Origin of the sequence: Lysinibacillus sp. FSL W8-0992 (assembly GCF_038008685.1) — a bacterium.
In the GTDB taxonomy this organism is placed as follows: domain Bacteria; phylum Bacillota; class Bacilli; order Bacillales_A; family Planococcaceae; genus Lysinibacillus.
Window position 1 is genome coordinate 4,133,237 of the sequence record NZ_JBBOZQ010000001.1, and the last position, 23,245, is coordinate 4,156,481.

Annotated in this window: 22 protein-coding genes; all 22 read right to left on the bottom strand. The window is 37.9% G+C overall.

The window, feature by feature from the left end; translation table 11 throughout:
• Positions 1 to 5: 5 nt before the first annotated feature.
• On the bottom strand, positions 6 to 314 hold the full coding sequence (locus NSQ74_RS20680; protein ID WP_173477724.1) for a YlxQ family RNA-binding protein: 309 nt from the start codon (positions 312 to 314) through the stop codon (positions 6 to 8).
• Positions 311 to 589 (bottom strand): RNase P modulator RnpM, encoded by a 279-nt coding sequence (rnpM, locus tag NSQ74_RS20685; RefSeq protein ID WP_340825801.1) that lies wholly within the window; start codon positions 587 to 589, stop codon positions 311 to 313. The genes NSQ74_RS20680 and rnpM overlap by 4 nt, the downstream gene beginning before the upstream one ends.
• A 207-nt stretch (positions 590 to 796) precedes the next feature.
• The gene (gene nusA / locus NSQ74_RS20690; protein WP_340825803.1) at positions 797 to 1,930 is read right to left on the bottom strand and encodes a transcription termination factor NusA; all 1,134 of its coding nucleotides are present in this window, start codon (positions 1,928 to 1,930) and stop codon (positions 797 to 799) included.
• Positions 1,931 to 1,954: 24 nt separating this feature from the next.
• Positions 1,955 to 2,431: a ribosome maturation factor RimP gene (rimP, locus tag NSQ74_RS20695; protein ID WP_340825805.1), complete on the bottom strand. Its 477-nt coding sequence runs from the start codon at positions 2,429 to 2,431 to the stop codon at positions 1,955 to 1,957.
• A gap of 241 nt (positions 2,432 to 2,672) precedes the next feature.
• The gene (locus NSQ74_RS20700; protein WP_340825807.1) at positions 2,673 to 7,004 is read right to left on the bottom strand and encodes a PolC-type DNA polymerase III; all 4,332 of its coding nucleotides are present in this window, start codon (positions 7,002 to 7,004) and stop codon (positions 2,673 to 2,675) included.
• Between the two features lie 275 nt (positions 7,005 to 7,279).
• A complete protein-coding gene (locus NSQ74_RS20705) occupies positions 7,280 to 8,986 on the bottom strand; it encodes a proline--tRNA ligase (RefSeq protein WP_340825809.1) in 1,707 nt (568 codons plus the stop codon).
• A gap of 198 nt (positions 8,987 to 9,184) precedes the next feature.
• Positions 9,185 to 10,447 (bottom strand): RIP metalloprotease RseP, encoded by a 1,263-nt coding sequence (gene rseP / locus NSQ74_RS20710; RefSeq protein WP_340825811.1) that lies wholly within the window; start codon positions 10,445 to 10,447, stop codon positions 9,185 to 9,187.
• Positions 10,448 to 10,495: 48 nt separating this feature from the next.
• Positions 10,496 to 11,641, bottom strand: a complete 1,146-nt coding sequence (gene dxr, locus NSQ74_RS20715) for a 1-deoxy-D-xylulose-5-phosphate reductoisomerase (RefSeq protein WP_340825813.1) — start codon at positions 11,639 to 11,641, stop codon at positions 10,496 to 10,498.
• 144 nt (positions 11,642 to 11,785) lie between these two features.
• Positions 11,786 to 12,586, bottom strand: coding sequence for a phosphatidate cytidylyltransferase (locus tag NSQ74_RS20720; protein ID WP_340825815.1), 801 nt, complete (start codon positions 12,584 to 12,586; stop codon positions 11,786 to 11,788).
• Entirely contained in the window at positions 12,583 to 13,377 is a 795-nt protein-coding gene (locus tag NSQ74_RS20725) for an isoprenyl transferase (RefSeq protein ID WP_340825816.1), read from the bottom strand. Before NSQ74_RS20725 ends, NSQ74_RS20720 begins: the two co-directional genes overlap by 4 nt.
• Positions 13,378 to 13,734: 357 nt before the next feature.
• Complete coding sequence (gene frr, locus NSQ74_RS20730) at positions 13,735 to 14,292, bottom strand: ribosome recycling factor (RefSeq protein WP_340825817.1); 558 nt, start codon at positions 14,290 to 14,292, stop codon at positions 13,735 to 13,737.
• Positions 14,292 to 15,017 (bottom strand): UMP kinase, encoded by a 726-nt coding sequence (pyrH, locus tag NSQ74_RS20735; RefSeq protein WP_340825818.1) that lies wholly within the window; start codon positions 15,015 to 15,017, stop codon positions 14,292 to 14,294. The genes frr and pyrH overlap by 1 nt, the downstream gene beginning before the upstream one ends.
• 237 nt (positions 15,018 to 15,254) lie before the next feature.
• Complete coding sequence (tsf, locus tag NSQ74_RS20740; protein WP_340825819.1) at positions 15,255 to 16,142, bottom strand: translation elongation factor Ts; 888 nt, start codon at positions 16,140 to 16,142, stop codon at positions 15,255 to 15,257.
• A gap of 100 nt (positions 16,143 to 16,242) precedes the next feature.
• Complete coding sequence (gene rpsB / locus NSQ74_RS20745) at positions 16,243 to 16,962, bottom strand: 30S ribosomal protein S2 (protein ID WP_024362006.1); 720 nt, start codon at positions 16,960 to 16,962, stop codon at positions 16,243 to 16,245.
• A gap of 157 nt (positions 16,963 to 17,119) precedes the next feature.
• Complete coding sequence (locus NSQ74_RS20750) at positions 17,120 to 17,695, bottom strand: hypothetical protein (protein WP_340825820.1); 576 nt, start codon at positions 17,693 to 17,695, stop codon at positions 17,120 to 17,122.
• Positions 17,696 to 17,704: 9 nt separating this feature from the next.
• A complete protein-coding gene (locus tag NSQ74_RS20755; protein ID WP_340825821.1) occupies positions 17,705 to 18,013 on the bottom strand; it encodes an RNA polymerase subunit sigma in 309 nt (102 codons plus the stop codon).
• Between the two features lie 35 nt (positions 18,014 to 18,048).
• Positions 18,049 to 18,819 carry a FliA/WhiG family RNA polymerase sigma factor gene (locus NSQ74_RS20760; protein WP_340825823.1) on the bottom strand — a complete coding sequence of 257 codons (771 nt, stop codon included), beginning with the start codon at positions 18,817 to 18,819 and terminating at the stop codon, positions 18,049 to 18,051.
• 358 nt (positions 18,820 to 19,177) lie between these two features.
• A complete protein-coding gene (locus tag NSQ74_RS20765) occupies positions 19,178 to 19,549 on the bottom strand; it encodes a hypothetical protein (protein ID WP_340825824.1) in 372 nt (123 codons plus the stop codon).
• On the bottom strand, positions 19,549 to 20,055 hold the full coding sequence (locus NSQ74_RS20770) for a chemotaxis protein CheD (protein ID WP_340825826.1): 507 nt from the start codon (positions 20,053 to 20,055) through the stop codon (positions 19,549 to 19,551). The genes NSQ74_RS20765 and NSQ74_RS20770 overlap by 1 nt, the downstream gene beginning before the upstream one ends.
• Before the next feature lie 3 nt (positions 20,056 to 20,058).
• Positions 20,059 to 20,691, bottom strand: a complete 633-nt coding sequence (locus NSQ74_RS20775) for a chemotaxis protein CheC (protein WP_340825827.1) — start codon at positions 20,689 to 20,691, stop codon at positions 20,059 to 20,061.
• Between the two features lie 10 nt (positions 20,692 to 20,701).
• Positions 20,702 to 21,148 (bottom strand): chemotaxis protein CheW, encoded by a 447-nt coding sequence (locus NSQ74_RS20780; RefSeq protein ID WP_340825828.1) that lies wholly within the window; start codon positions 21,146 to 21,148, stop codon positions 20,702 to 20,704.
• A gap of 27 nt (positions 21,149 to 21,175) precedes the next feature.
• Positions 21,176 to 23,236 carry a chemotaxis protein CheA gene (locus tag NSQ74_RS20785; protein WP_340825829.1) on the bottom strand — a complete coding sequence of 687 codons (2,061 nt, stop codon included), beginning with the start codon at positions 23,234 to 23,236 and terminating at the stop codon, positions 21,176 to 21,178.
• Between the last annotated feature and the right edge of the window lie 9 nt (positions 23,237 to 23,245).

Consider the following 23,245-nt stretch of genomic DNA (forward strand, 5'->3'; position numbering starts at 1 on the left):
CCCGATTATTTTTCGTTGAGTAGACTAGACAATTTACTTGCAAAACCTTTATCGGTAATAGCTAAAGCCACTCGGGCTTCCTTACCTGTAGCATGTCCTAGATCATAACGATCGCCAATTACATGATACTCAACGTTGTAATAAGTGCATTTATCTTGAATTTTTTTATTAGAGTTTTTAGAAGCATCGTTTGCTAGCAATACAAGCTTAGCATTACCATTGCGGACTTCCTTTACTACTAACTCTTCACCTGAAATAACTTTTCGGGCTCTAGCCGCTATACCAAGCAAATTAAACACTGCTTGATTGGTCATAAAATAGCCTCCCGACGAATGAGCAATAGTAGCTCTTCATAAATCTCTTCAGGAATTTTCGCTTCAAGTTGGTGCCCTAATACATTTTTCTTACGCGCGATGTCAACCGCCTGTTCAGACTTTGAAACATAGGCGCCCCGTCCAGGTTTTTTCCCTGAAACATCAACGCTTACCTCGCCCTCTTTTGAGCGAACAACACGAATCATTTCTTTTTTTGGTAGCATTTCTCCAGTAGCTACACATTTTCGAAGTGGTACTTTTTTATTAATCGCCATAAGAATCACCTTTCCTCTCTGAAGCTTCGTAAGAGGTGGACTAGCCATAACCAATACGGCAAGGTGGAATTTTGTGATTTGAACATTGTGGAGTACAATTACGCCTCTCAAAATTCAGGACCTTTGCCACAGTTTCTGGCTTTATTCAGTCGGCCTGGGAACGCCCACTGAATAAAGCCAGGTGACCAGTCACACGGGCTTTCTTACTTATTCTTCGTCGTCTTGATATAAGTCAACTGCAGCTGCTTCGAAGTCGCTATCTTCAGCAGGTACGAACGTGCTTGTTGCAGATGGATAAATACCTAACTCACGTGCATCTGTTTCACTTTTAATATCAATTTTCCAGCCAGTTAATTTCGCAGCTAAACGCGCATTTTGACCACGTTTACCGATTGCTAAAGATAATTGGTAATCTGGAACTACAACCGTTGTTGATTTTTCTTCTTCATTTACTTGCACATCTAATACTTTTGATGGGCTTAGTGCATTTGCTACGAATACAACAGGGTCTTCTGACCATTCAACGATATCAATTTTCTCACCGTTTAATTCATTAACAATTGTTTGTACACGAGCACCTTTTGCACCTACACATGAGCCAACAGGATCAACTTCTTCATTATGTGCATGAACAGAAATTTTAGAACGGTCCCCTGCTTCACGAGCAATTGATTTGATTTCTACAATGCCCTCATAAATTTCAGGCACTTCCATTTCAAACAAACGACGTAATAAGCCTGGGTGTGTGCGTGATACGATTACTTGTGGACCACGTGTCGTACGTTCAACTTTTGTAATATAGACTTTAATACGATCATGTGGATTGTATGTTTCGCCTTGGATTTGTTCGTTTTGTGGTAATGCTGCTTCTACTTTCCCAAGACCTACGTAAATGTTACGTGCATCTAAACGCTCAACAACACCAGTTACAATATCATCTTCTCGATCTACGTATTGTTCATAAATTAAACCGCGTTCTGCTTCACGTACACGTTGTGTAACGACTTGCTTCGCTGTTTGTGCAGCAATACGGCCAAAATTACGAGGTGTTACTTCTTGCTCAACAATATCTTCTAATTGATAAGCAGGATTGATAGCCTTTGCATCTTCTATTGCAATTTGTAAACGATCATCGTCAACTTCTTCAACAACATCTTTACGTGAAAACACACGAATTGAGCCTTTGTCTAAATTTAAGTCTACTCGAACATTCTGAGCTTGGTTAAAGTTGCGCTTGTAAGCTGTTACTAATGCAGCCTCAATCGCTTCGATTAACACATCTCTTGAAATTCCTTTTTGTTCTTCCAGCGCCGTTAGCGCATCTAACAAATCACTACTCATTTTATTTTCACTCCTAAATATGCATTATGCTGAAAAATCGATGGCAAGACGTGCCAAGGCGATTTTTTCTTGTTCAATTGTTACTGTAATTTTCCGTGTTTTAACGGGTACTTCCATCACTAATGTATGTTCATCATAAGATGTTAAGTAGCCTTGGAATTCCTTCATGTCCTTAATAGGCTCATAAGTCTTCACATAGATAAACTTGCCAACGGCTTTTTTAAAATCAGTATCTTTTTTTAATGGACGTTCTGCACCTGGTGAAGATACCTCTAAATAATAATTTTGTGTAATAGGATCTTTTTCATCCAACAGTAAACATAGTCGTTCACTAACTTGAGCACATTGGCCAATGTCAATCCCACCCTCGGGTGTATCTACATAAACACGTAAAAACCAGTTACGTCCTTCTTTCACAAACTCAACATCCACCAACTCAAGATTTAACTCTTCGACAATCGGTGTAGCAAGTTCTTCAATTAAAGATGGTACTTTGCTCATTGTTTCCTCCTGCGTTTTTCAATTTCAGGCGTAATAAAACAGAAATTCCACCAGTGATGTTGGTGAAATTTGACGGTCTTACCTGCTGTTAGTCTAAAAAATTTGCTTTGCTTCGGTATAACAACAGAAAAGAGCGGGAATGCCCCACTCTTTTGCTGGAAAACTATCAACAAATTATTACCATAAGAATAGCACAATTTACGCTACAATGCAAACGACCTTATTTTAGGTCTAGCGCTTACTAGAAAAGCGATAACTGATTGGCATCAGGCATGCCTTCCAAACAACCTAATTGATCCATGTACTCAATTAATGTTTTCGACACACGACCTCGTTGCTGTAAATCTTCTTTCGATAAAAATTCACCATTCTCACGTGCAGCTACGATTGTTTTGGCAACGTTCGTTCCGAGTCCTGGAATGGCATCAAAAGGTGGAATTAAGGAATTGCCATCAATTATAAACTCGCTAGCTTGTGAACGATATAAATCAACCTTTTGGAAGCTCATACCACGTTCACACATTTCAAGTGCAAGTTCCATTACAGTTAGTAAGTTTTTCTCTTTTGTAGAAGCATCTAGTCCCTTAATATTGATTTCATCTATTTTTGCACGAATCATTTGAGAACCTTGCGTCATCGAAATTAAATCAAAATCATCTGCTCTTACTGTGAAGTAGGCAGCGTAATATAAGATTGGAAAATGCACTTTAAACCAAGCAATACGTACTGCCATTAAAACATAGGCAGCAGCATGGGCTTTAGGGAACATATATTTTATCTTTTTACATGATTCGATATACCAACCAGGTACTTTATTTGCTAGCATTTCTGCTTCAAATTCTTCTGATAAGCCTTTCCCTTTACGAACAGACTCCATAATTTTAAAGGCTAAAGACGGTTCAAGTCCTTGGTATATTAAATACACCATAATGTCATCACGACAGCCGATTACTTCTTTTAATACGCATGTACCATTTTGAATAAGTTCCTGCGCATTACCTAGCCATACATCCGTTCCATGTGAAAGTCCTGAAATTTGGACAAGCTCTGAGAATGTAGATGGTTTTGTATCTTCTAGCATTTGACGGACAAATCGTGTACCAAATTCCGGAATACCTAATGTTCCCGTCTTACAACCAATTTGCTTTTCTGTCACGCCTAGAGATTCAGGTGAACTAAAAATTTTCATAACGAACGGATCATCTGTTGGAATTGTTTTCGGATCGATTCCAGATAAATCCTGTAACATCCGAATTACGGTCGGATCATCGTGTCCAAGTATATCGAGCTTCAAAATATTGTCATGAATAGAGTGGAAATCAAAGTGTGTTGTTTTCCATTCGGAATCCTGTGCATCCGCTGGGAACTGCACTGGTGAGAAATCATAAATGTCCATATAATCCGGTACAACAATAATCCCACCTGGATGTTGACCTGTTGTCCGTTTAACGCCTGTACAGCCCTGTACTAAACGGTCTACTTCAGCGCCTCGGAAATGAAGATTGTTGTCGCTCGCATACCCTTTAACGTAACCATATGCTGTTTTTTCCGCAACAGTACCTATTGTTCCAGCACGGAATACATATTCTTCACCAAACAGTACTTTAGTATAGTTGTGGGCCTGCGGTTGATATTCACCTGAGAAGTTCAAATCGATATCAGGTACTTTATCCCCTTTAAAGCCAAGGAACGTTTCAAACGGAATATCTTGTCCATCTTTTTTATATGGTGTGCCACACTCAGTACAATCTTTATTTGGTAAGTCGTAACCTGAGCTAACCGAACCGTCATTGAAAAACTCGGAATGCTTACAATTTGGACAAATATAATGAGGTGGTAATGGGTTTACCTCCGTAATCTCCATAAAGGTTGCAACTAATGAAGAACCTACCGAACCGCGAGAACCTACTAAGTAACCGTCAGCAAGTGATTTTTTTACGAGCTTCGCGGAAATTAAGTAAATAACGCCAAATCCATGGCCTAAAATCGACTTTAATTCTTTTTCAATACGCGCTTTTACGATTTCAGGTAATTCTTCACCATATATACGATGTGCCATTTCATACGTTAAATTTGTTACTTCATCATCGGAGCCTTCAATTTTTGGCGTATATAAATCATCTTTAATTGGCTTCACATCGCCAATCATATCAGCGACTTTTTGCGTATTTGTGACAACTATTTCTTTCGCAAGATCAGGACCTAAAAAGTCAAAGTCCTTCAGCATCTCATCAGTCGTTCTAAAATGTACTTCTGGAAGCTTAGATTTATTTAAAATATTGGCGCCTCCTTGGGAACCAATCAATATTTGTCTAAACATTCCATCGTTTGGATCTAAATAATGAACATTGCCAGTAGCGACTACAGGCTTATTCATCTTTTTCCCGAGCTTTACAAGCTTGCGTATAATATCTTCAATTGTCCATTCATCACGGACGACATTACGTTCAATTAAAGGTGCATAAACAGCCTTTGGTTGCACTTCGATATAATCGTAAAATCTTGCAACCTGTTCCGCTTCTTCTGGGGATTTATTCATCATTGTTTCAAACACTTCACCGTTACTACAGCCTGAACCAATTAATAACCCCTCTCTATACTGTTCCAGTGTAGAGCGTGTTACACGAGGCACACGGTAGAACGTTTTTGTGTGAGAATGAGACACAATTTTAAATAAATTTTTCAAACCATCATTATTGACTGCTAGAATCGTACAATGCATCGGTCGCGCTTTTTTATATGCATCTCCACCACCAACATGCTTATTGAAATCATCGTGATATTTAATGCCTAGTTCATCGGCTTCTTTTAACAGATGCAACAATAAATAGCCTGTTGCTTCTGTATCATAAATCGCACGGTGATGCTGCGTTAATTCAATACCGAATTTTTTACAAAGAGTATTTAAACGATGATTTTTCATTGTTGGATGGAGCAAACGGGCAAGTTCTAGTGTATCGATAACTGGATGAATCGTTTCTTCAAGTCCGTATTTTTTATAGCCAGTATATAAGAAGCCCATATCGAAAGATGCATTGTGTGCCACTACGATAGCTTCCCCTATAAAGGCATGGAATTCATGGATAACTTGTTCCACTTCAGGCGCATTGCGAACCATATCATCAGTAATGCCAGTCAGTTCGATAGTCGTAGCTGACAGTGCATGATGTGGATTTGCAAAACTTTCGTATTTATCGATGACATGTCCACCTTTAATTTTCACTGCTGCGAGCTCAATAATTGTATCGTAGGCAGTAGAAAGACCTGTTGTTTCGACGTCAAAGACAACATATGTTGCTTCGTCTAATGCACGATGCTCGGAAGCATAAGCGATAGGTACTCCGTCATCCACTAAATTTGCTTCTAAACCGTAAATAACTTTAATGCCATGTTTTTTCCCTGCTCCGTATGCATCCGGGAAAGATTGCACAACAGCATGGTCTGTAATCGCAATGGCTGGATGGCCCCATTTAGCAGCCTGTGCCACTAATCTATCTACTGGCGTTACCGCATCCATTTGACTCATCGGTGTATGCAAATGCAACTCTACTCGTTTTTCACCCTCTGGTGCCTTGTCCTGACGTGTTTCTTTTTTAATTTCATTGATATCATTTGCCATCACAATTAAATCACGAATAAAGGTATCGGTTTGAACTGAGCCACGTACTTTTACCCACATACCTTTTTTCAAATGTTGCATCAGTTCTGCATCGTCATTATCACGCGAGAACATTTTAACAACGATTGAATCTGTATAGTCGGTAATTTTAATTTGTAGAAGTGAGCGTCCACTTTTTAACTCTCTAATTTCTGTATCAAAGACAAAGCCTTCAATAATGACGCGTCGTTCTTCTTCCACTATGCGCTTAATTTCCATAATTTCATCGTCTTTAATTTGCATGCCAAGCTGGAATGGGCGATCGCCAAGCGCTGCCAATGCTGGGTTGTCCTTTTTATCCTGCTCACGTTTTTGGAAGTCTTGCATCGCTTGCTGTGCCATCGCTGCTTCCTCTAAACGTTTTTGCTCGATAAAGGCTTGTTGCGCCTCACGCATCTCATCTGTTTCCTCTTGGAGCATAAAATCAAACGCAATTTGTGGGAAACCAAATTGACTGTAACTCATTGCAAGCTTATCTGCATATTTTGTTTTTAGCATCATTAGTTCCATGTTCTGCACGCAGGACACCGTAATTTTTTGCCCATTCCACATCGGGATTTGCGATACAAGGCAGTTTTTTAACGGTGGCGCCATATCATCGATTTGCTCAATAATCGTTAACCAATACGATTGTATAAGTTCTTCCGTTACATCTTTTTCAACTGTTTCAAAGGTTGTTTCAATTTGCGCAATAGCAGCGAATTTTTCAGCTAGATGTGTACGAAATAGTTGATATAACGGAAATGGAAGTATGCCACGTAATTTAATATTAAAATGCCAGAGTCTATTCTTTTTATGCACCGTTAGACGTGATAACTCGCCTTCTTCAAAAAAAGACATGTATACATCATCTGTTAACTCTAGTTGTTGCAAGAGCATTCGAAATCTCTGTCTTGCTTCTTGTTGCTGTTCCAATCGGTCGACACCTACTTTCATTTAAAGAGAAGGAGGCAGTCTTAATAGCCTCTTGTTCTATTTTTATCTAGCGAATACTATTCAAATTTGAAGCAAAAAAATTCGCTCCCTTTCCACGGGCAAATCCGCAAACCTCACATTGTTTTTGCACTGTGAGATCTGCTTGGCTTCCCGTAGGAGTGTCGCGAATTCGTTTGCTTAATCCTCATTCTTCATTAAAAGATGCTTTTAGTATGAGCATCTAAATCTATTGAGCTTAATCTTCCCAAAGGATATTAATTTTTACGGAAAAATTCGTTTAAGCGATCAATGACCTCTTCTTTTTTCCACTCAAAAGTTTCGCCAGTTTGACGGAATTTCACTTCGACAACGCCTTCAGTTGCCTTTTTACCAACTGTTACACGAACAGGTAAGCCAATTAAGTCTGCATCTGCAAACTTCACGCCTGCACGTTCAGCACGATCATCTAAAAGTACATCATAGCGATATGATTTTAATAAGCCATATAATTCATTTGCTAACGAAACTTGTGTTTCATCTTTCGTATTAACAGGCACTACATGAATATCATAAGGAGCTAATTGTGTAGGCCAAGTGAAACCATTTTCATCTTGGAAATGTTCAGCTACAGCAGCTAATATACGTGAAACGCCAATACCATAGCAACCCATAATAAACGGCTGTGCCTTACCTTGCTCATCTAAAAATGTACCATTCATTTTTTCAGAATACGTTGTACCTAATTTGAAAATATGGCCAACTTCGATACCTTCTGCAAATTTAATGATACCTTGTCCATCAGGAGATGGATCTCCTTCTTGGATGAAGCGGATATCTAAATATTCATTAATGGCGAAATCTCGCTCTGGGTTCACATTAACTAAGTGGAAGCCGTCCTCATTTGCGCCAGCTACACCGTTACGAATTGATTTAATGGCATGGTCAGCAACCACTTTCACGTCTACTGGTAATTTTACAGGTCCGATTGAACCAACACCACAGCCTAATAACTGACGAATCGCCGCTTCATCAGCAAGTTCTACAGAACCAGCATTTAGCGCATTTTTTAATTTAATATCATTTATTTCGTGATCACCACGAGCAAGTACAACAACTAATTCATCATCTATATTAAATACTAATGACTTGATGACATTAGATGGCCCTACTTGTAAAAATGCAGATACTTCTTCAATTGTTTTTTGATCTGGCGTTGCTACTTTTTCAAGATCTTTTAATTCGTCGTTGGCTGGTTGATACTCTACAGTCACTTCTGCCATCTCGATATTTGCAGCATAATCTGAAGTATCAGAGTAAGCGATTGTATCTTCGCCAATTTCAGAAAGCACCATAAATTCATGTGTCCCTTTACCACCGATTGAGCCCGCATCTGCAATAACTGCACGATAGTTTAAGCCTAAACGTGAGAAAATATTAGAGTAAGCACGATACATATCTTCATATGTTTCATCTAAGCTTTCACGTGAAGCGTGGAAAGAATAAGCATCCTTCATAATAAACTCTCTTCCTCGTAATAAGCCGAAACGAGGACGTTTTTCATCACGGAATTTTGTTTGAATTTGATAGAGTGTTAATGGCAACTTTTTATATGATTTAATTTCATCACGCACTAATGTAGTAATTACTTCTTCATGTGTTGGTCCTAAGGCAAAGTCACGATTATGACGATCTTTCAATCGCATAAGTTCTGGACCGTATTTTTCCCAACGGCCTGATTCCTGCCACAGCTCAGCAGATTGCAATGCAGGCATTAATAATTCGATTGAGTTGATAGCTTCCATCTCTTCACGAATAATATTTTCAATTTTTGTTAACACACGTTTTGCAAGCGGTAAATACGAATATACCCCACTTGTATTTTGACGAATAAACCCTGCACGTAATAATTGCTTATGTGATTTTACATCTGCATCAGCAGGTACTTCACGTAGCGTTGGGATAAATGTTTTACTTTGCTTCATTCAGTGTTCCACCTTTTTAATAAATAAATTTATACTCTAATTAGCATAAACAAATTTAGCTTTGAACGCAATGTTTCAAAATAATTGCGCTCAAAGCTATTTTACAATTTAATTTCACTTAGGCATAACCTTATCTAAAGTTTACTTTGTATAAGTTTCAGACGTTGGAAATACGAAAGTATACTGTCGTTAAACTTGTTAGAAGAAGAATCGTTGTATATCATTCCACGTAACAACGACCATTAATATCATAAGCAATACGATACCTACGAAGTGAACCATACCTTCTTTTTGACGATCAATCGGTTTACCTCTTACAGCTTCAAAGCCAAAGAACAATAATCGTCCACCATCTAACGCTGGAAGTGGCAATAGGTTCATAATACCAAGGTTGATACTTAGCATAGCAGCAAAATTCATTAATGCGAAAATTCCCCATGCTGCAACTTCCTCAGTTGTTTTATAAATACCTACAGGTCCTGATAGTGCATCAATTGTAAACTTCCCTGTAATAAGCATTCCTAATAATTCAAAGATACGAACCGTCATATTATATGTTTCCTGTGCTCCGTAAACTACAGCCTTTATAGGATTAAAAACACGAGGACTTTCATACTTGACACCTATTTGCCCTAATGTTTCGCCATTACTTTCAACGGCCTTTACTGTCATGTTAAGGTTTTCTACTTGTCCACCACGCTCAACAGTTACATTAATATTTTGATCAGGGCGATTTTGTACTATGGCAGCTAAATCTTGCCACTTTTCAACAGCTTGTCCATCGATAGATGTAACCTTATCCCCTGCAAGCATACCTGCCTGTGCTGCTGGATCGTTTGCAACTACTTCAGTAATAATAGGCTCATATGTTGGTACACCATTTAACAAGCCGATTAACATATAGATGAAAAAGGCTAAAATAAAGTTAAATAATGGTCCTGCAAAAATTGTCATTGCACGTTGACCAACCGTTTTTGCGTTAAATTGACGATCGTATGGCGCAATAACGGTTTCTTTGCCGTTTTCTACAACAACACAATCTCTTGCAACACTATAACGAACTAATTTTTCTTCTTCATCATAGCCTTCAATAAATAAGTCTCGTTCTAAGTCAGCACGTTCCACTTCTAAAAATAATAAATCTGGTAATTGCTTATTATTTTGATTAAAAATGATTTTTTTTACGATATTATCTTCATTGACAATAATCCCTACACGGTAACCTGGCTGTAATTCAACACCATCCATGTCCTCCCCTGCCATACGGACATATCCACCGATTGGCAATAAACGGACTGTATAAATTGTTTCACCATGCATCTTACCATAGATTTTCGGACCCATACCGATTGCGAATTCACGAACCATAATTCCTGCACGTTTCGCAAAAAGGAAGTGACCAAGTTCATGGAAGAACACGAGCAAGCCAAATATTAAAATAAATGCAACGGCTGTTTGCATAATACCCCACCTCTTTAAAAGCGAATAGTTAACGATAGCTTCCTGTCGTTATTTTACCATGTCTAACACTATTTTTCTTGTTTCTCTGTCCACATGTAAAATTGTTTGTAAATCTGGTACTAAAATATTATTGTGTCCCTGCATTACACGTTCAATTGTTTCATCAATTTCAAGGAAAGTTATTTTCCCTTGTAAAAATGCTGCGACTGCTGCTTCATTTGCTGCATTCATTGCAGTTAAAATTGTACCGCCTGTACGTCCTGCCTCAAATGCTAATCGCAATGCTGGATAGCGATCAAAATCCATTTCTTTAAAATGTAGCTGACCTATTTGCGCTAAATTAAGTCGTTGACCATTATGAAGCGGTATACGGTCTGGATAGCTTAAAGCGTACTGGATAGGGACACGCATATCTGGAGTACCAAGCTGAGCAATAACACTAGTATCATGATACTCAACTAGAGAGTGAATAATACTTTCTCTGTGTAAAAGAACATCAATTTTATCATAAGGCATATCAAATAAGACATGTGCTTCTATGACTTCAAGCCCTTTATTCATCATCGTAGCGGAATCTATCGTAATTTTTGCGCCCATCGACCAGTTTGGATGATTGAGTGCATCTGCAACCGTAACATGTTTTAACTCTTCACGTGTTTTGTCGCGGAAACTACCACCAGAAGCTGTAATAATTAAACGCTCAATATTTTTTGGATTTTCACCATTCATTGATTGGAATATAGCAGAATGCTCACTATCAACCGGTAATATTGGAGCATTGTATTTTTTCGCTTCAGCCATCACTAAGTGCCCAGCTGTTACTAGCGTTTCCTTATTGGCAATAGCAATTGTTTTGCCCATGCGAATTGCAGCTAGGGTGGATTCAAGACCAACGCTACCGAGCACTGCATTTACAAGTACCGTCGAATCAGGATGTATAGCAACCTCTACAAGCCCCTTAGCACCAAATGTAAAGTGTACTTGCGGGTAGTCTTTTGCAAGCATACGTGCATCTTCCTCAAGCTGAACAGATACAAGTTCAGGCTGTAAGGTTTCAATCATTTCACGTGTTTTTTCTATGTTTTTCCCTGAAGAAAACGCTACAAGATGAAATGCATCACGTTGTTCTTTTAAAATATCATAGGTTTGCCAACCGATAGAACCAGTTGCACCCAATAAACTAATTTTTTTCACGACAAAACGTCCCCTTTTTCTATCTAAGTGAATCAATGGCATCATTCACATATTCATCAATCACATTGAAATCATTTTCATGAAATTAACTCAACCAAATAAACATTTCGCATTCAACTACTTAAAGTTAATTTTTTTGCTTATTTAGCTACCGAAGAGATGTAAAAAATGGAGTAAAGGCACTACGAATAATAAACTATCAAAGCGGTCTAAAATCCCGCCATGACCTGGTAAAATATTGCCCGAATCTTTCACGTCAAAATGGCGCTTTATCGCTGACTCCACTAAATCACCCATCTGTCCAATGATGGAAGCGAAAATCGTAATAAAGATTAGTGAAACATAACCATTCGCAAATGGATAAATTGCTTGCATAGCGATAGCAAAAATGACTGCAATGACAATCCCACCAATAAAGCCTTCAATCGTTTTCTTCGGTGAAATTTCTGGCCATAGCTTATTTTTACCTAATTTTCTACCTACAAAATATGCGCCAGAATCTGTTGTCCACACAACAAGTAAACAATATACAACAAACTCAAGACCGTAGCTTCTAGTTTCAATTAAATAATGGAAGCCTAATCCTACATAAAACGCACCAAGCAAAATAAAGCCGATTTCGTCAAATGTGATTTTATTTTTCACTAGAACAACATATATAAGCAAGAGCATTACGAGTCCATAAATAACCATTAATACAGATGAGTAGCCAATTGCATGCACTACCTCATTTGCCCAGTTTTTTGGTATTACGAGCATAATAAGGGTTAATACGCCTACCAACCCTGGTACTGAAAAAATTGAAATACTTTTCATCTTTAGTATTTCATAAAAGCCTACAACAGCCATTGCAAGCACAAGTAGTGTAAATGGCACTTTTCCGTAAATGACAAACGGAATAAACAGTGCCGCTGCAATGATTGCTGTAATAATTCGCTGTTTCAAGATGTTTCTTCTCCCTTCAACCCACCGTAACGGCGATTACGTTTTTGATAGTTTTCCACCGCTTCCAGAAAGTTTTCCTCGTTAAAATCTGGCCACAATGTATCTGTAAACCAAAATTCCGTATAGGCGAGTTGCCATAACATAAAGTTACTTAAACGTACTTCACCACTTGTACGAATGAGTAAGTCAGGCTCTGGTAGATGAGCTGTCATTAAATGCGATGTCATACATTCCTCATTTAAGTCTTGTATTGTTAATTGACCGTCCTGCACTTTTTGAAGCATCGCTTTCATGGCGCTAACCATTTCTGAACGACTGCCATAATTCAAAGCAAAATTTAAAATTAACCCTGTATTATGCTTCGTCTCCTCCATTGCATCATACAATGCTTTTTGTGTATGTGCTGGCAAGAGCGTCGGATCCCCAATCATTTCAACACGCACATTGCGCTCCATCATTTCCGGTAAAAAAGAACCCAAAAATTCAACAGGTAAACGCATCAGAAAATCGACTTCTGGTTTTGGTCGTTTCCAATTTTCAGTAGAGAACGCATACACTGTTAATACTTTTATTCCAAGATCAGATGCAAATCTAGTTACCTTCCGTACCGTCTTCATACCTTCATGGTGCCCAGCAACACGTGGCATGGCACGTTTTTTAGCCCAACGTCCATTTCCGTCCATAATAATCGCTACATGGGCAGGAATCGGCTCGCTTTTCGAAAGGGCAACACGTTCCTCCAATGATAGTATATCCATATTTACTTGTTTACCTAATAGCTTCTTAAACATGCTAACTCCCCCACTACAACTAATCGGACGTATACTAACCTATCATAACAAACAAAAGTGCCTTTTGTCTTTTTTTTCCCTCTAATTGACTATGTATGAACTACCTTATTTTAGAACAACATATATCTCAAAGAAATCTTGTCTTTCTACATTCAGCAGCTGCTAGTAAGTCTAAACAAAACCGTAATTAGTTTACTAGTTTTACTTCAGTAAACCTTACTGCTCATACATTACATGTGAGAATTGTAGCATCGATAAGAATGAATACTTTTCAATAAAAGAGAAAAGACGTCCTGTTATATATAGGACGCCTTCATCTCATCAAAAAGTTCCATCTTAGAAATGTAAAGCGCCTGCTTACACTTCTAGAATTTCTTTTTCTTTGTCTTTCGCTACTTGATCTACTTTCACGATGAACTCATCTGTTAATTTTTGGATATCATCACCGTATCCACGTAAATCGTCTTCTGTGATTTCGCCAGCTTTTTCAAGTTTTTTAAGATCATCATTAGCATCGCGACGAACGTTACGTACTGCGATTTTTGCATCTTCAGCTTCTTTTTTCACTTGTTTTACAAGATCTTTACGACGTTCTTCAGTTAATGCAGGAATCATTAAACGAATAACAGAACCATCATTAGTTGGTGTAATACCAATATCCGATTTCATAATTGCTTTTTCGATTTCACCTAAAATTGTTTTATCGTAAGGTGTAATAACTAGCAAACGAGCTTCAGGTACAGCAACACCCGCAAGTTGGTTAATCGGTGTTGGTGCTCCATAATACTCTACAGAAATACGATCTAGTAGAGATGCGTTTGCACGACCTGCTCGGATTGATGCTAATTCACGTGAAAAAGCAGCAATTGATTTATTCATTTTTTCTTTAGCTTGTTCTAAGACTTGTTTAGTCATTATGCATTCCTCCTAACAACTGTTCCAATTTTCTCGCCTAGTACGGCACGTTTAATATTACCCTGCTCCGTAATCGAGAAGACAATTAACGGAATATCGTTATCCATACATAGTGTCGAAGCTGTTGAATCCATTACTTGTAACCCTTGCTGAATAACGTCTAAGTATGTGAGTGTATCATATTTGATGGCAGTAGTATCGACTTTAGGATCTGCAGAATAGACACCATCTACATTATTTTTCGCCATTAAAATAGCATCTGCGTCAATTTCAGCTGCTCTTAATGCAGCTGTTGTATCTGTAGAGAAGAACGGGTTACCTGTACCTGCCGCAAAAATAACTACACGTTTTTTCTCTAAATGACGAACTGCTTTACGACGAATATATGGCTCTGCTACTTGTGTCATCACAATAGAAGATTGCACGCGTGTTTCGATACCTAATTTTTCAAGAGCATCTTGTAATGCTAATGAGTTCATAACCGTTGCTAGCATCCCCATATAGTCAGCTGCCGCACGATCCATTCCCATTTCACTGCCAATTTTCCCACGCCATATATTACCGCCACCTACAACAACAGCAACTTCTACATCAAGATCTACTACTTCTTTCACTTCTTCTGCAACAGACTTGATAATTTTTGGTGATAATCCGAAGCCAGCCTCTCCTGCTAACGCTTCACCACTTAGTTTAATAACTACTCGTTTATATTGTGGCACACTCATTGTAAACCTCCGTCAGACATTTATTTAAAACATTTCTATTCCTTTTCCATTATAGTATATCTAACAATAATTGCTAGTTGTGAAAAATGGTAATAGAAAATTCTATCGTTTTTTTCGCTCTTTTCGGAAAAATAGGGAACACGTTATGTTGTGTTCCCCATTTTTGTCTAGAAAATCTAGTTATTATTTGATTAGGATCAAATGTAAGCCAATCCATCAAGTGAACTAGTCTACGAATTAGTTACCTTTAACTTGGTTCATTACTTCTTCTGCGAAGTTATCTTCACGTTTTTCGATACCTTCACCAACAGCATAACGTACGAAGCCAGTTACAGTACCACCAGTTGTAGCAACGAAGTCACGAACTTTTTGGTCTGAGTTTTTAACGAATGATTGGTCAAGTAAGCAAACGTCTTCGAAGTATTTACCAAGACGACCTTCAACCATTTTTGCAACGATGTTTTCTGGTTTACCTTCGTTAAGTGCTTGTTCTGTTAACACTTTACGTTCACGGTCAACTTCTTCTGCAGAAACTTCATCACGAGAAACGTAAGTTGGGTTAATAGCTGCGATATGCATAGCAATATCTTTTGCAGCTGAAGCATCTGTAGAACCTTCTAAAGATACTAATACACCAATACGTCCACCCATGTGTAGGTAAGAACCAAATGAATCTGCATCAGTTTTAGTTTTCACTTCGAAACGACGAAGAGTAATTTTTTCACCGATAGTTGCAACTGCTGTTGAAATTTGGTCAGAAATTTTTACACCTTCTGCATTTTCAAGCTCTAATGCTACTTCTACTGATGCTGGTTTAGCAGTAAGTAATTGCTCAGCTAAAGAAGAAACTAACACTTGGAATTTATCGTTTTTCGCAACGAAGTCAGTTTCAGCGTTTACTTCAAGAATAATTGCTTCGTTACCTTTTTCTAGAATATAAGTAGTACCTTCTGCAGCGATACGGTCAGCTTTTTTAGCAGCTGAAGAAAGACCTTTTTCACGTAGGAAATCGATTGCAGCTTCTAGGTCACCGTCAGTTTGTACTAACGCTTTTTTACAGTCCATCATACCAGCGCCAGTTTTTTCGCGTAATTCTTTTACTAATTGTGCAGTAATGTTTGCCATTTAGTGTTGCCTCCTCAAATTGGTTAAACTATTTTAGTGATAGGTTCTAAAAAAGGTGATAAGGGTTTTGAGCCACTTATCACCTTTTTGTAAACGTGAATTACTCAGCAGCAGCTTCTGTAGCTGGAGCTTCTTCTTCACCTTGTTTTGACTCGATTAAAGCGTCAGCCATTTTAGCAGTTAAAAGTTTAACAGCGCGAATAGCATCGTCATTAGCAGGGATAACATAGTCGATTTCATCTGGGTCACAGTTTGTATCAACAATACCTACTAGAGGGATGTTTAATTTACGAGCTTCTGCAACAGCGATACGTTCTTTGCGTGGGTCAACCACGAACATAACGTCTGGAAGATCGTGCATATCACGGATACCGCCTAAGAATTTAACTAGACGTTCGTGTTCTTTTTTAAGTTGGATTACTTCTTTTTTAGGAAGAACTTCGAAAGTTCCTTCTTCTTCCATTTTTTCGATAGCTTTCATACGTGCAACACGTTTTTGGATTGTACCGAAGTTAGTAAGAGTACCACCTAACCAACGTTGGTTGATGTAGTAGTTGCCTGAACGTTCAGCTTCGTCTTTGATCGCTTCTTGTGCTTGTTTTTTCGTACCAACGAAAAGAACTTTACCACCGTCTTGACCAACTTGACGCATGAAGTCATAAGCTTCCTCTAATTTTTTAACCGTTTTTTGTAAGTCGATGATGTAGATCCCGTTACGCTCAACGAAGATAAATTTCTTCATTTTTGGGTTCCAACGACGAGTTTGGTGACCGAAATGTACACCAGCTTCAAGTAATTGTTTCATAGAAATTACTGACATGTGAATTTCCTCCTAGAATGTTTGGTTTTTTTCCTCCGCATTTATCGTTTGCAACAAGCTACCCTAATCTTAGAGCACCACTTACTGCATCAAAATGCGTGTGTAGTAATAACACCATTTGCAACTATATCACAGCTTCATAGCATTCGCAACTGTTTTAGCTATGAAATTTCAATAAAAGCTCGATTTCTGTCTTCCCTTTTTGAAGTTGTTTCGCAATTTCTTCCGCTGTTTTTCCTTGCTTCGCCATTTGAACAATTTGTTGTTCCACTGTTAACGGTTTTTGTTCTTCCTTTTGTATCGCAATTGGCTTCGAGACAGTAGCTTGCACTGGAGACGCTACTACTTGTTGTTGACGTGAATAAGCATTTGCTACCATATTTTTCGGCATTAAAATACGCGGCTCGCTATCTCGGCTCACATCCTTTTGATCACTTTCAGCCTGTGACAAAGGCTGTCCCTGATCTTTTTGCACGTTAAATTGCTTTGGTTGTTGTCCTATACCAGTTGTCTTTTCAGGCTTTGGTACGACTTGTAACGCTTGAATGAGACGATTATTTTCATCCTTCATTTCAGCTAAATACAGACTGATAGAGTCATCCATTTCCCGCATTAAACGTTCCTGCTTTTTTTCTAAATCTTTGAATTTCGCTAATTTCGTATTTAATATAATAATGAAATAAAATGATAGTAGCTGTAATACAAAGAGAACGGCTATTAGTATGGTTGTCATAGTAAACTCCTATCCACTAAAGTCTACGAAATTACCTTTGAAAGGATGCTGAGCCTGTTTTTCTGGTTTTTCGTTAGGCTGTTTTTTCTTTTTAAGCGTGCCTTTTATATATTCGCCACCCGCTTCTTCCTCTTCACTAATCTCAGTCATACCTTCCGAAGTATTCACAGCTTTTTGCTTGCGCTCTATTTCCTTTTTCAGCGCTTCATTTGCGTGTGCTTGTTGAGCTAAAGTTTGTTGTTGTGCCTGATCTGCCATTTTACCTGCTTCAAACGTTTTTGGAAGAGCTATTTGTAATTCGACACCTTTTAAACTCATAATATTTCCTCCCTCAACAATACTTTCTAGAATACTTACGCATTAATAATTTCACTAGACAATAGCTTACGTAACTTAAATAATGCCTTTGAGTGAATTTGCGAAATACGCGATGTTGACAATTCGAGCATTTCTCCAATTTCAGTTAAGGTCAATTCCTCTGTATAAAATAAACTCAGTACGAGCTGCTCTTTTTCGTTTAGCTTTTGTATATTTACTGCTAAATCATCAAGTAATTCTGATTTTATTACGACCTGCTCAGGGGTTTTTGTCGTATCGTCACGGATTACAAACGACTTTCCCTCAGCCTCCTCTTGATCTTGTTGCTCATTTATGGATAGTACATTAGAGAAGAAGTGCTCCTGTACAGTTTGATAAATATCCTCTACAGGTAACTCCATCTGTTCTGCAAGCTCCTCAGGTGTCACATGACGCATAAATTGTTGTTCTAATTGTTCAATTTTGGCATCCAACTTTTTTGCCTTTTCTCGCGCAGAGCGTGGTAACCAATCTTCTTTACGCAAGCCATCAATGATTGCGCCCCTCACTCTAAAAGAAGCATATGTATCAAATTTTAAGTCTCGATTTATATCAAATTTATTTAACGCATCAAATAGACCTAACATGCCTAAGCTTGTTAAATCGTCACGAGATACACTCTTAGGTACACCTGCACCGATTCGTTGTACATGATAAGTCACAAGAGATGTATATTTTTTTATTAGTAAATCACCCGCATCTGGATCACGTTCATTAATCCATCGATTCCAAAGCTTTTGTTCATCGTTTAGAATTGGTTGTGTCATAAAATCCACCTCTCTTTTAAAAGCTCTTTTGCACCTGTTAGCCTGGACTATTGTTGCCTCTTGAATGCTCCAAGGCGTATTTGTACCAGTCGCTGTAATTAACGCTTTTTAAAAAAACTGCATGTATATAAAAGAATCATACTTATCACATCTTGAGTATCCTGCTTACAATGACTGACAAACTTAGATACAAACCTATACCATTCTTTCCTTTTATTATAACAAGATTCGACTATAATTTCATATGATTCTCTAACACTATTCTATTACTAACAGCTTTTACATTTGGGCATAAGAAAACTGCCTCCCAATCATTAGTCGATAGCTAACATTAGAGGCAGTTCAAAGTGTTATGGCTTTATGCATTTACTTGTTGTTCATCTTCACGATTCATCATCGTTCGGACTACTTGTGCAATATCTTCCGTGCTTTCATCTTGAAACTCAACCGTCGAGCTCGTAGAAGACGTTTCTTCACTTTCCTCGCCAATGTGAGTAGAACTGTTTTCTTCAAGACCGCTATCAGCAAGTGATTGATCAGCATTTGGCGTAAATAGCACATACGCAATTATAAACCTAACAATATACATAACAAAAAATACGATAATTGCTACTACAAATGAACCGATAATGATACGTAATGGCGTTAATGGCTGTTGCAGCGTCATAAAGAAATAAATAGAAAAGGCAATTAAAGCCCCCCACAGGTTATAAAAAATAGAACCAAACATTATATTTCACTCACTCCTTGGTTTACCGTTCGAATATGTAATATCGACGTAGCAGGATTAAATTCAATAGTTCGACCGCTATTACCGCCTGTATTTTCGGCAATTAAAGGAATTCCATGACGCTTTAATTCAAACTTTACAGCCTCTACATTCCGAGGGCCGATGCGCATTGAATCTTTATCTGATGTAAATTGAAACATCTGCGCACCCCCAGCAATTTTAGCCTTAAGTTTAAATTTTTGAACACCCTCTAGTTTTAATAAATCTATCATAGCTGAAATGCCTGTATCCGCAAATTTCGCTACATTTATTGACTCTGATCTACCAAGACTAGAGTCAGGTAGCATCACATGAATTAAACCAGCTATTTTCTTTGACTCATCGTATAAAATAACGCCGACACAAGAACCAAGCCCTGAAGTTCTAATCGTGTTTGGCAATTTCGCTACATCCATTTGAGCAATTCCAACTTTTATAACTTGACCATTCGTGTTAGTGTTTAGCATAGGCTATGAAACTCCTAATGCTTTAAAAATAGCATCAAAAGAATCAGGATCAGGTAGTAAGAAGAAATGTCCCCTTACTGTTTCATGATCCTCCACACCGTCTTCAAAAATGGATGTATTTATTACGATAACATTATCACTAACATGTGATAATTCAATTAAGCCAATACTGATAATAGCCCCAAACATATCTACACTTAAACCTGGCACAGTGGGATAAATTTTTAAATTTGTAAAGTCTGATAACGCTGATAAATAAGAACCAGATAAAATATTCCCCATTTCCTGCATAGCAGATAAACCTAATTCAGAAACAGGTGGTTTTTTAAAGTCGAATGATTCATCCTGTATTAGACGACGGATAAAGCGATTAGCTTGTTCGATAGGAAGAATGAAGAACATGCTCCCTTCAGCATCACCTTCGATGCGTAAAAAAATCCCAACAACGACGTTTTCAGAGCCACCAGCCAGTTCCATCATGTCATTAAATGACACCATTTCAACTTTCGGTACACGCATATCGATTTTTTTACCAAGCAAATTGGAAAGTGCCGTCGCAGCATGTGCGGCACCAATATTTCCAATTTCCTTTAAGACGTCTAAATGTAGTGATGTAATCTTTTGATTAAATGTCATAATCGTATCCCTACTTTAGTGGATTTAATACTTTCTCTAAATGCAATAAAATTAATAATCGTTTATCGATTTTCGCGACGCCAGAAATAAACTCTTCTTCAAGAGACCCTACTACTTCTGGTTGTGGTTCAATTGAGCTTGCTGGAATATCCAACACATCATTAGCTGAATCTACAACAAAGCCCACTTCCATGTCTTCTAATGAAATAATAATAATACGAGTAGTTTCTTCATGTTCAGAAATTGGTAACTCAAAACGTTCCCGTAAATCAATAATTGGTGTTACGACTCCTCGTAAATTAATAACGCCTTTTACATATTTCTCTGTTTTAGGTACCCGTGTAATATGCATGAGTTTCTCGATACCTTGAACATGTGATACAGGAATGGCATATTCCTTATCTGCTAATTGGAAAACAATCACTTTTATATTTTCTTGTTCAACTGCATTTGTCATGGTTAACACCTCTCTTATTCATTCACCTTATTTAATAAGTGCATTGCAATCGACAATTAAGGCTACTTTACCGTTACCTAAAATTGTTGCACCTGAAATTGCAAAGATATTCGTTAAGTAGTTTCCTAATGATTTCAGAACAATTTCTTGTTGGCCAATGAATGAATCTACAACTAAACCAGCAAGTTTCTCGCCTTTACGAACAATTACTACTGAATGGAATTCATCATCTTGTAACTCTTTACGAGGAACCTCAAAAATTTCCTCTAAGAATACAAGTGGAACCACTTTGCCACGGAAGTCGATTACCTTCTGGTTATGAGCATTCATAATATCTGATGAACGGATAATCGAAGTTTCAATAATTGATGAAAGTGGTATCGCATAAATTTCTTTTTCTATTTCCACAAGCATTACTGAAATAATCGATAATGTTAGCGGCAATTGAATAGAGAAAATAGAGCCTACATCTTGTGTAGATTCAATCGAAATGTTTCCACCTAAAGATTCAATCGTTGTTTTTACAACGTCCAATCCTACACCACGACCAGATACGTCAGAAATAACATCTGCTGTTGAGAAACCAGAGGCTAAAATTAGCTCATTGATTTGATTATCTGTCATTGCAAGTGATTGTTCATGCGTAACGATTCCTTTTGAAATCGCTTTTGACAGCACTTTATCACGATTAATGCCTGCACCGTCATCTTCAATTTCGATAAAGACATAGTTACCGCTATGATAAGCACGTAATACTACTGTGCCTTCTTCTGGTTTCCCTTTCGCACGGCGTGCAGTAGGGTTTTCAATACCGTGATCGACAGAGTTACGGATTAAGTGAACAAGTGGATCTCCGATTTCATCGATTACTGTGCGATCAAGCTCTGTTTCCGCACCAATAATTTCAAGGTTAATTTTCTTATTAAGGTCACGTGATAGCTGACGAATCATTTTAGGGAAGCGATTGAATACCGTTTCAACAGGTACCATGCGCATAGTTAAAATGATTGTTTGTAAGTCACCCATTACTCGACTCATTCGTTCTACTGTTTCGTTTAGCTCACCGTGATTGACTTCTGTCGAGATTGATTGTAGGCGTCCACGATCAATTACGAGTTCTTCAAATAAATTCATTAAAATATCCAGACGTTCGATATTTACACGGATTGTTTTGTTTCCTACAGGCGCATGACTTTTATCAGCTTTTGCAGGCGCTGTAGATTTTGCTGGTGCAGGTTTCGCCGTTGTTGTTTCTACCGCTTCAACTGTCGCAATTGCAGTAGCTGCAGCTTCCTGGCTTGCCTCGTATTGTTGTTTTTCACTAAATTGTTTTTGGTTAATTGAAGCAACTTTTACTTCCTCAACCTCAGAAACCTTCATTAACTTCTTCTGCATATCTTCCGCTGATTCTTTCGTTACGAATGCTACGTAAAATTGCTGATCGAATTGTTCATCTTCAAGCTTCTCAACAGATGGTGTTGATTTAATAACATCTCCATCTTTTTCAAGAATCTCAAACACCATGAATACACGCGCTGCTTTTAATAGACAATCTTCACGAAGACTTACTGAAATTTCAAATGCATTAAAGCCTTGTTCAGCAGATTGTGTAATAACCGTTTGCTCAAAGCTGTCGTATTCTAACACACTAGATACTTGTGGTTTTTCTTCAGCTGCTACAGTTGCTACAACTTCACGAGCTGCTTCCTCACCAGATTCAATACGCTTTAATTGCGCTACTGTAGAGGACACATCACGTTTACCATCTCCACCATTCGCAATATCCATCACCATTTCTTCTAAATGATCAACAGATTCAAATACGATATCTAAAATTTCTGGTGAAACATGAATTTTTTCATTTCGAATTGCATCTAGCACATTTTCCATCTTATGTGTTAAATCCGCTAAGTCTTCGAAGCCCATAGTCGCTGACATACCTTTTAATGTATGCGCTGAACGGAAAATTTCTCCAACGATTGCCAAATCATCAGGGTTTTTTTCTAGTTCTAATAAATGCTCACTACATGCTTGTAAATGCTCTTTACTTTCTTCGATAAACATCTCTAAATATTGATTGACTTCCATTAAGAGGAC

Excerpts from the sequence above, each read along its gene's own strand:
- NSQ74_RS20680 (WP_173477724.1), bottom strand. The coding sequence starts at position 314 with ATGACCAATCAAGCAGTGTTTAATTTGCTTGGTATAGCGGCTAGAGCC.
- rnpM (WP_340825801.1), bottom strand. The coding sequence starts at position 589 with ATGGCGATTAATAAAAAAGTACCACTTCGAAAATGTGTAGCTACTGGA.
- nusA (WP_340825803.1), bottom strand. The coding sequence starts at position 1,930 with ATGAGTAGTGATTTGTTAGATGCGCTAACGGCGCTGGAAGAACAAAAA.
- rimP (WP_340825805.1), bottom strand. The coding sequence starts at position 2,431 with ATGAGCAAAGTACCATCTTTAATTGAAGAACTTGCTACACCGATTGTC.
- NSQ74_RS20705 (WP_340825809.1), bottom strand. The coding sequence starts at position 8,986 with ATGAAGCAAAGTAAAACATTTATCCCAACGCTACGTGAAGTACCTGCT.
- rseP (WP_340825811.1), bottom strand. The coding sequence starts at position 10,447 with ATGCAAACAGCCGTTGCATTTATTTTAATATTTGGCTTGCTCGTGTTC.
- NSQ74_RS20725 (WP_340825816.1), bottom strand. The coding sequence starts at position 13,377 with ATGTTTAAGAAGCTATTAGGTAAACAAGTAAATATGGATATACTATCA.
- frr (WP_340825817.1), bottom strand. The coding sequence starts at position 14,292 with ATGACTAAACAAGTCTTAGAACAAGCTAAAGAAAAAATGAATAAATCA.
- pyrH (WP_340825818.1), bottom strand. The coding sequence starts at position 15,017 with ATGAGTGTGCCACAATATAAACGAGTAGTTATTAAACTAAGTGGTGAA.
- tsf (WP_340825819.1), bottom strand. The coding sequence starts at position 16,142 with ATGGCAAACATTACTGCACAATTAGTAAAAGAATTACGCGAAAAAACT.
- rpsB (WP_024362006.1), bottom strand. The coding sequence starts at position 16,962 with ATGTCAGTAATTTCTATGAAACAATTACTTGAAGCTGGTGTACATTTC.
- NSQ74_RS20750 (WP_340825820.1), bottom strand. The coding sequence starts at position 17,695 with ATGACAACCATACTAATAGCCGTTCTCTTTGTATTACAGCTACTATCA.
- NSQ74_RS20755 (WP_340825821.1), bottom strand. The coding sequence starts at position 18,013 with ATGAGTTTAAAAGGTGTCGAATTACAAATAGCTCTTCCAAAAACGTTT.
- NSQ74_RS20760 (WP_340825823.1), bottom strand. The coding sequence starts at position 18,819 with ATGACACAACCAATTCTAAACGATGAACAAAAGCTTTGGAATCGATGG.
- NSQ74_RS20765 (WP_340825824.1), bottom strand. The coding sequence starts at position 19,549 with ATGTTTGGTTCTATTTTTTATAACCTGTGGGGGGCTTTAATTGCCTTT.
- NSQ74_RS20770 (WP_340825826.1), bottom strand. The coding sequence starts at position 20,055 with ATGCTAAACACTAACACGAATGGTCAAGTTATAAAAGTTGGAATTGCT.
- NSQ74_RS20775 (WP_340825827.1), bottom strand. The coding sequence starts at position 20,691 with ATGACATTTAATCAAAAGATTACATCACTACATTTAGACGTCTTAAAG.
- NSQ74_RS20780 (WP_340825828.1), bottom strand. The coding sequence starts at position 21,148 with ATGACAAATGCAGTTGAACAAGAAAATATAAAAGTGATTGTTTTCCAA.
- NSQ74_RS20785 (WP_340825829.1), bottom strand. The coding sequence starts at position 23,236 with ATGGAAGTCAATCAATATTTAGAGATGTTTATCGAAGAAAGTAAAGAG.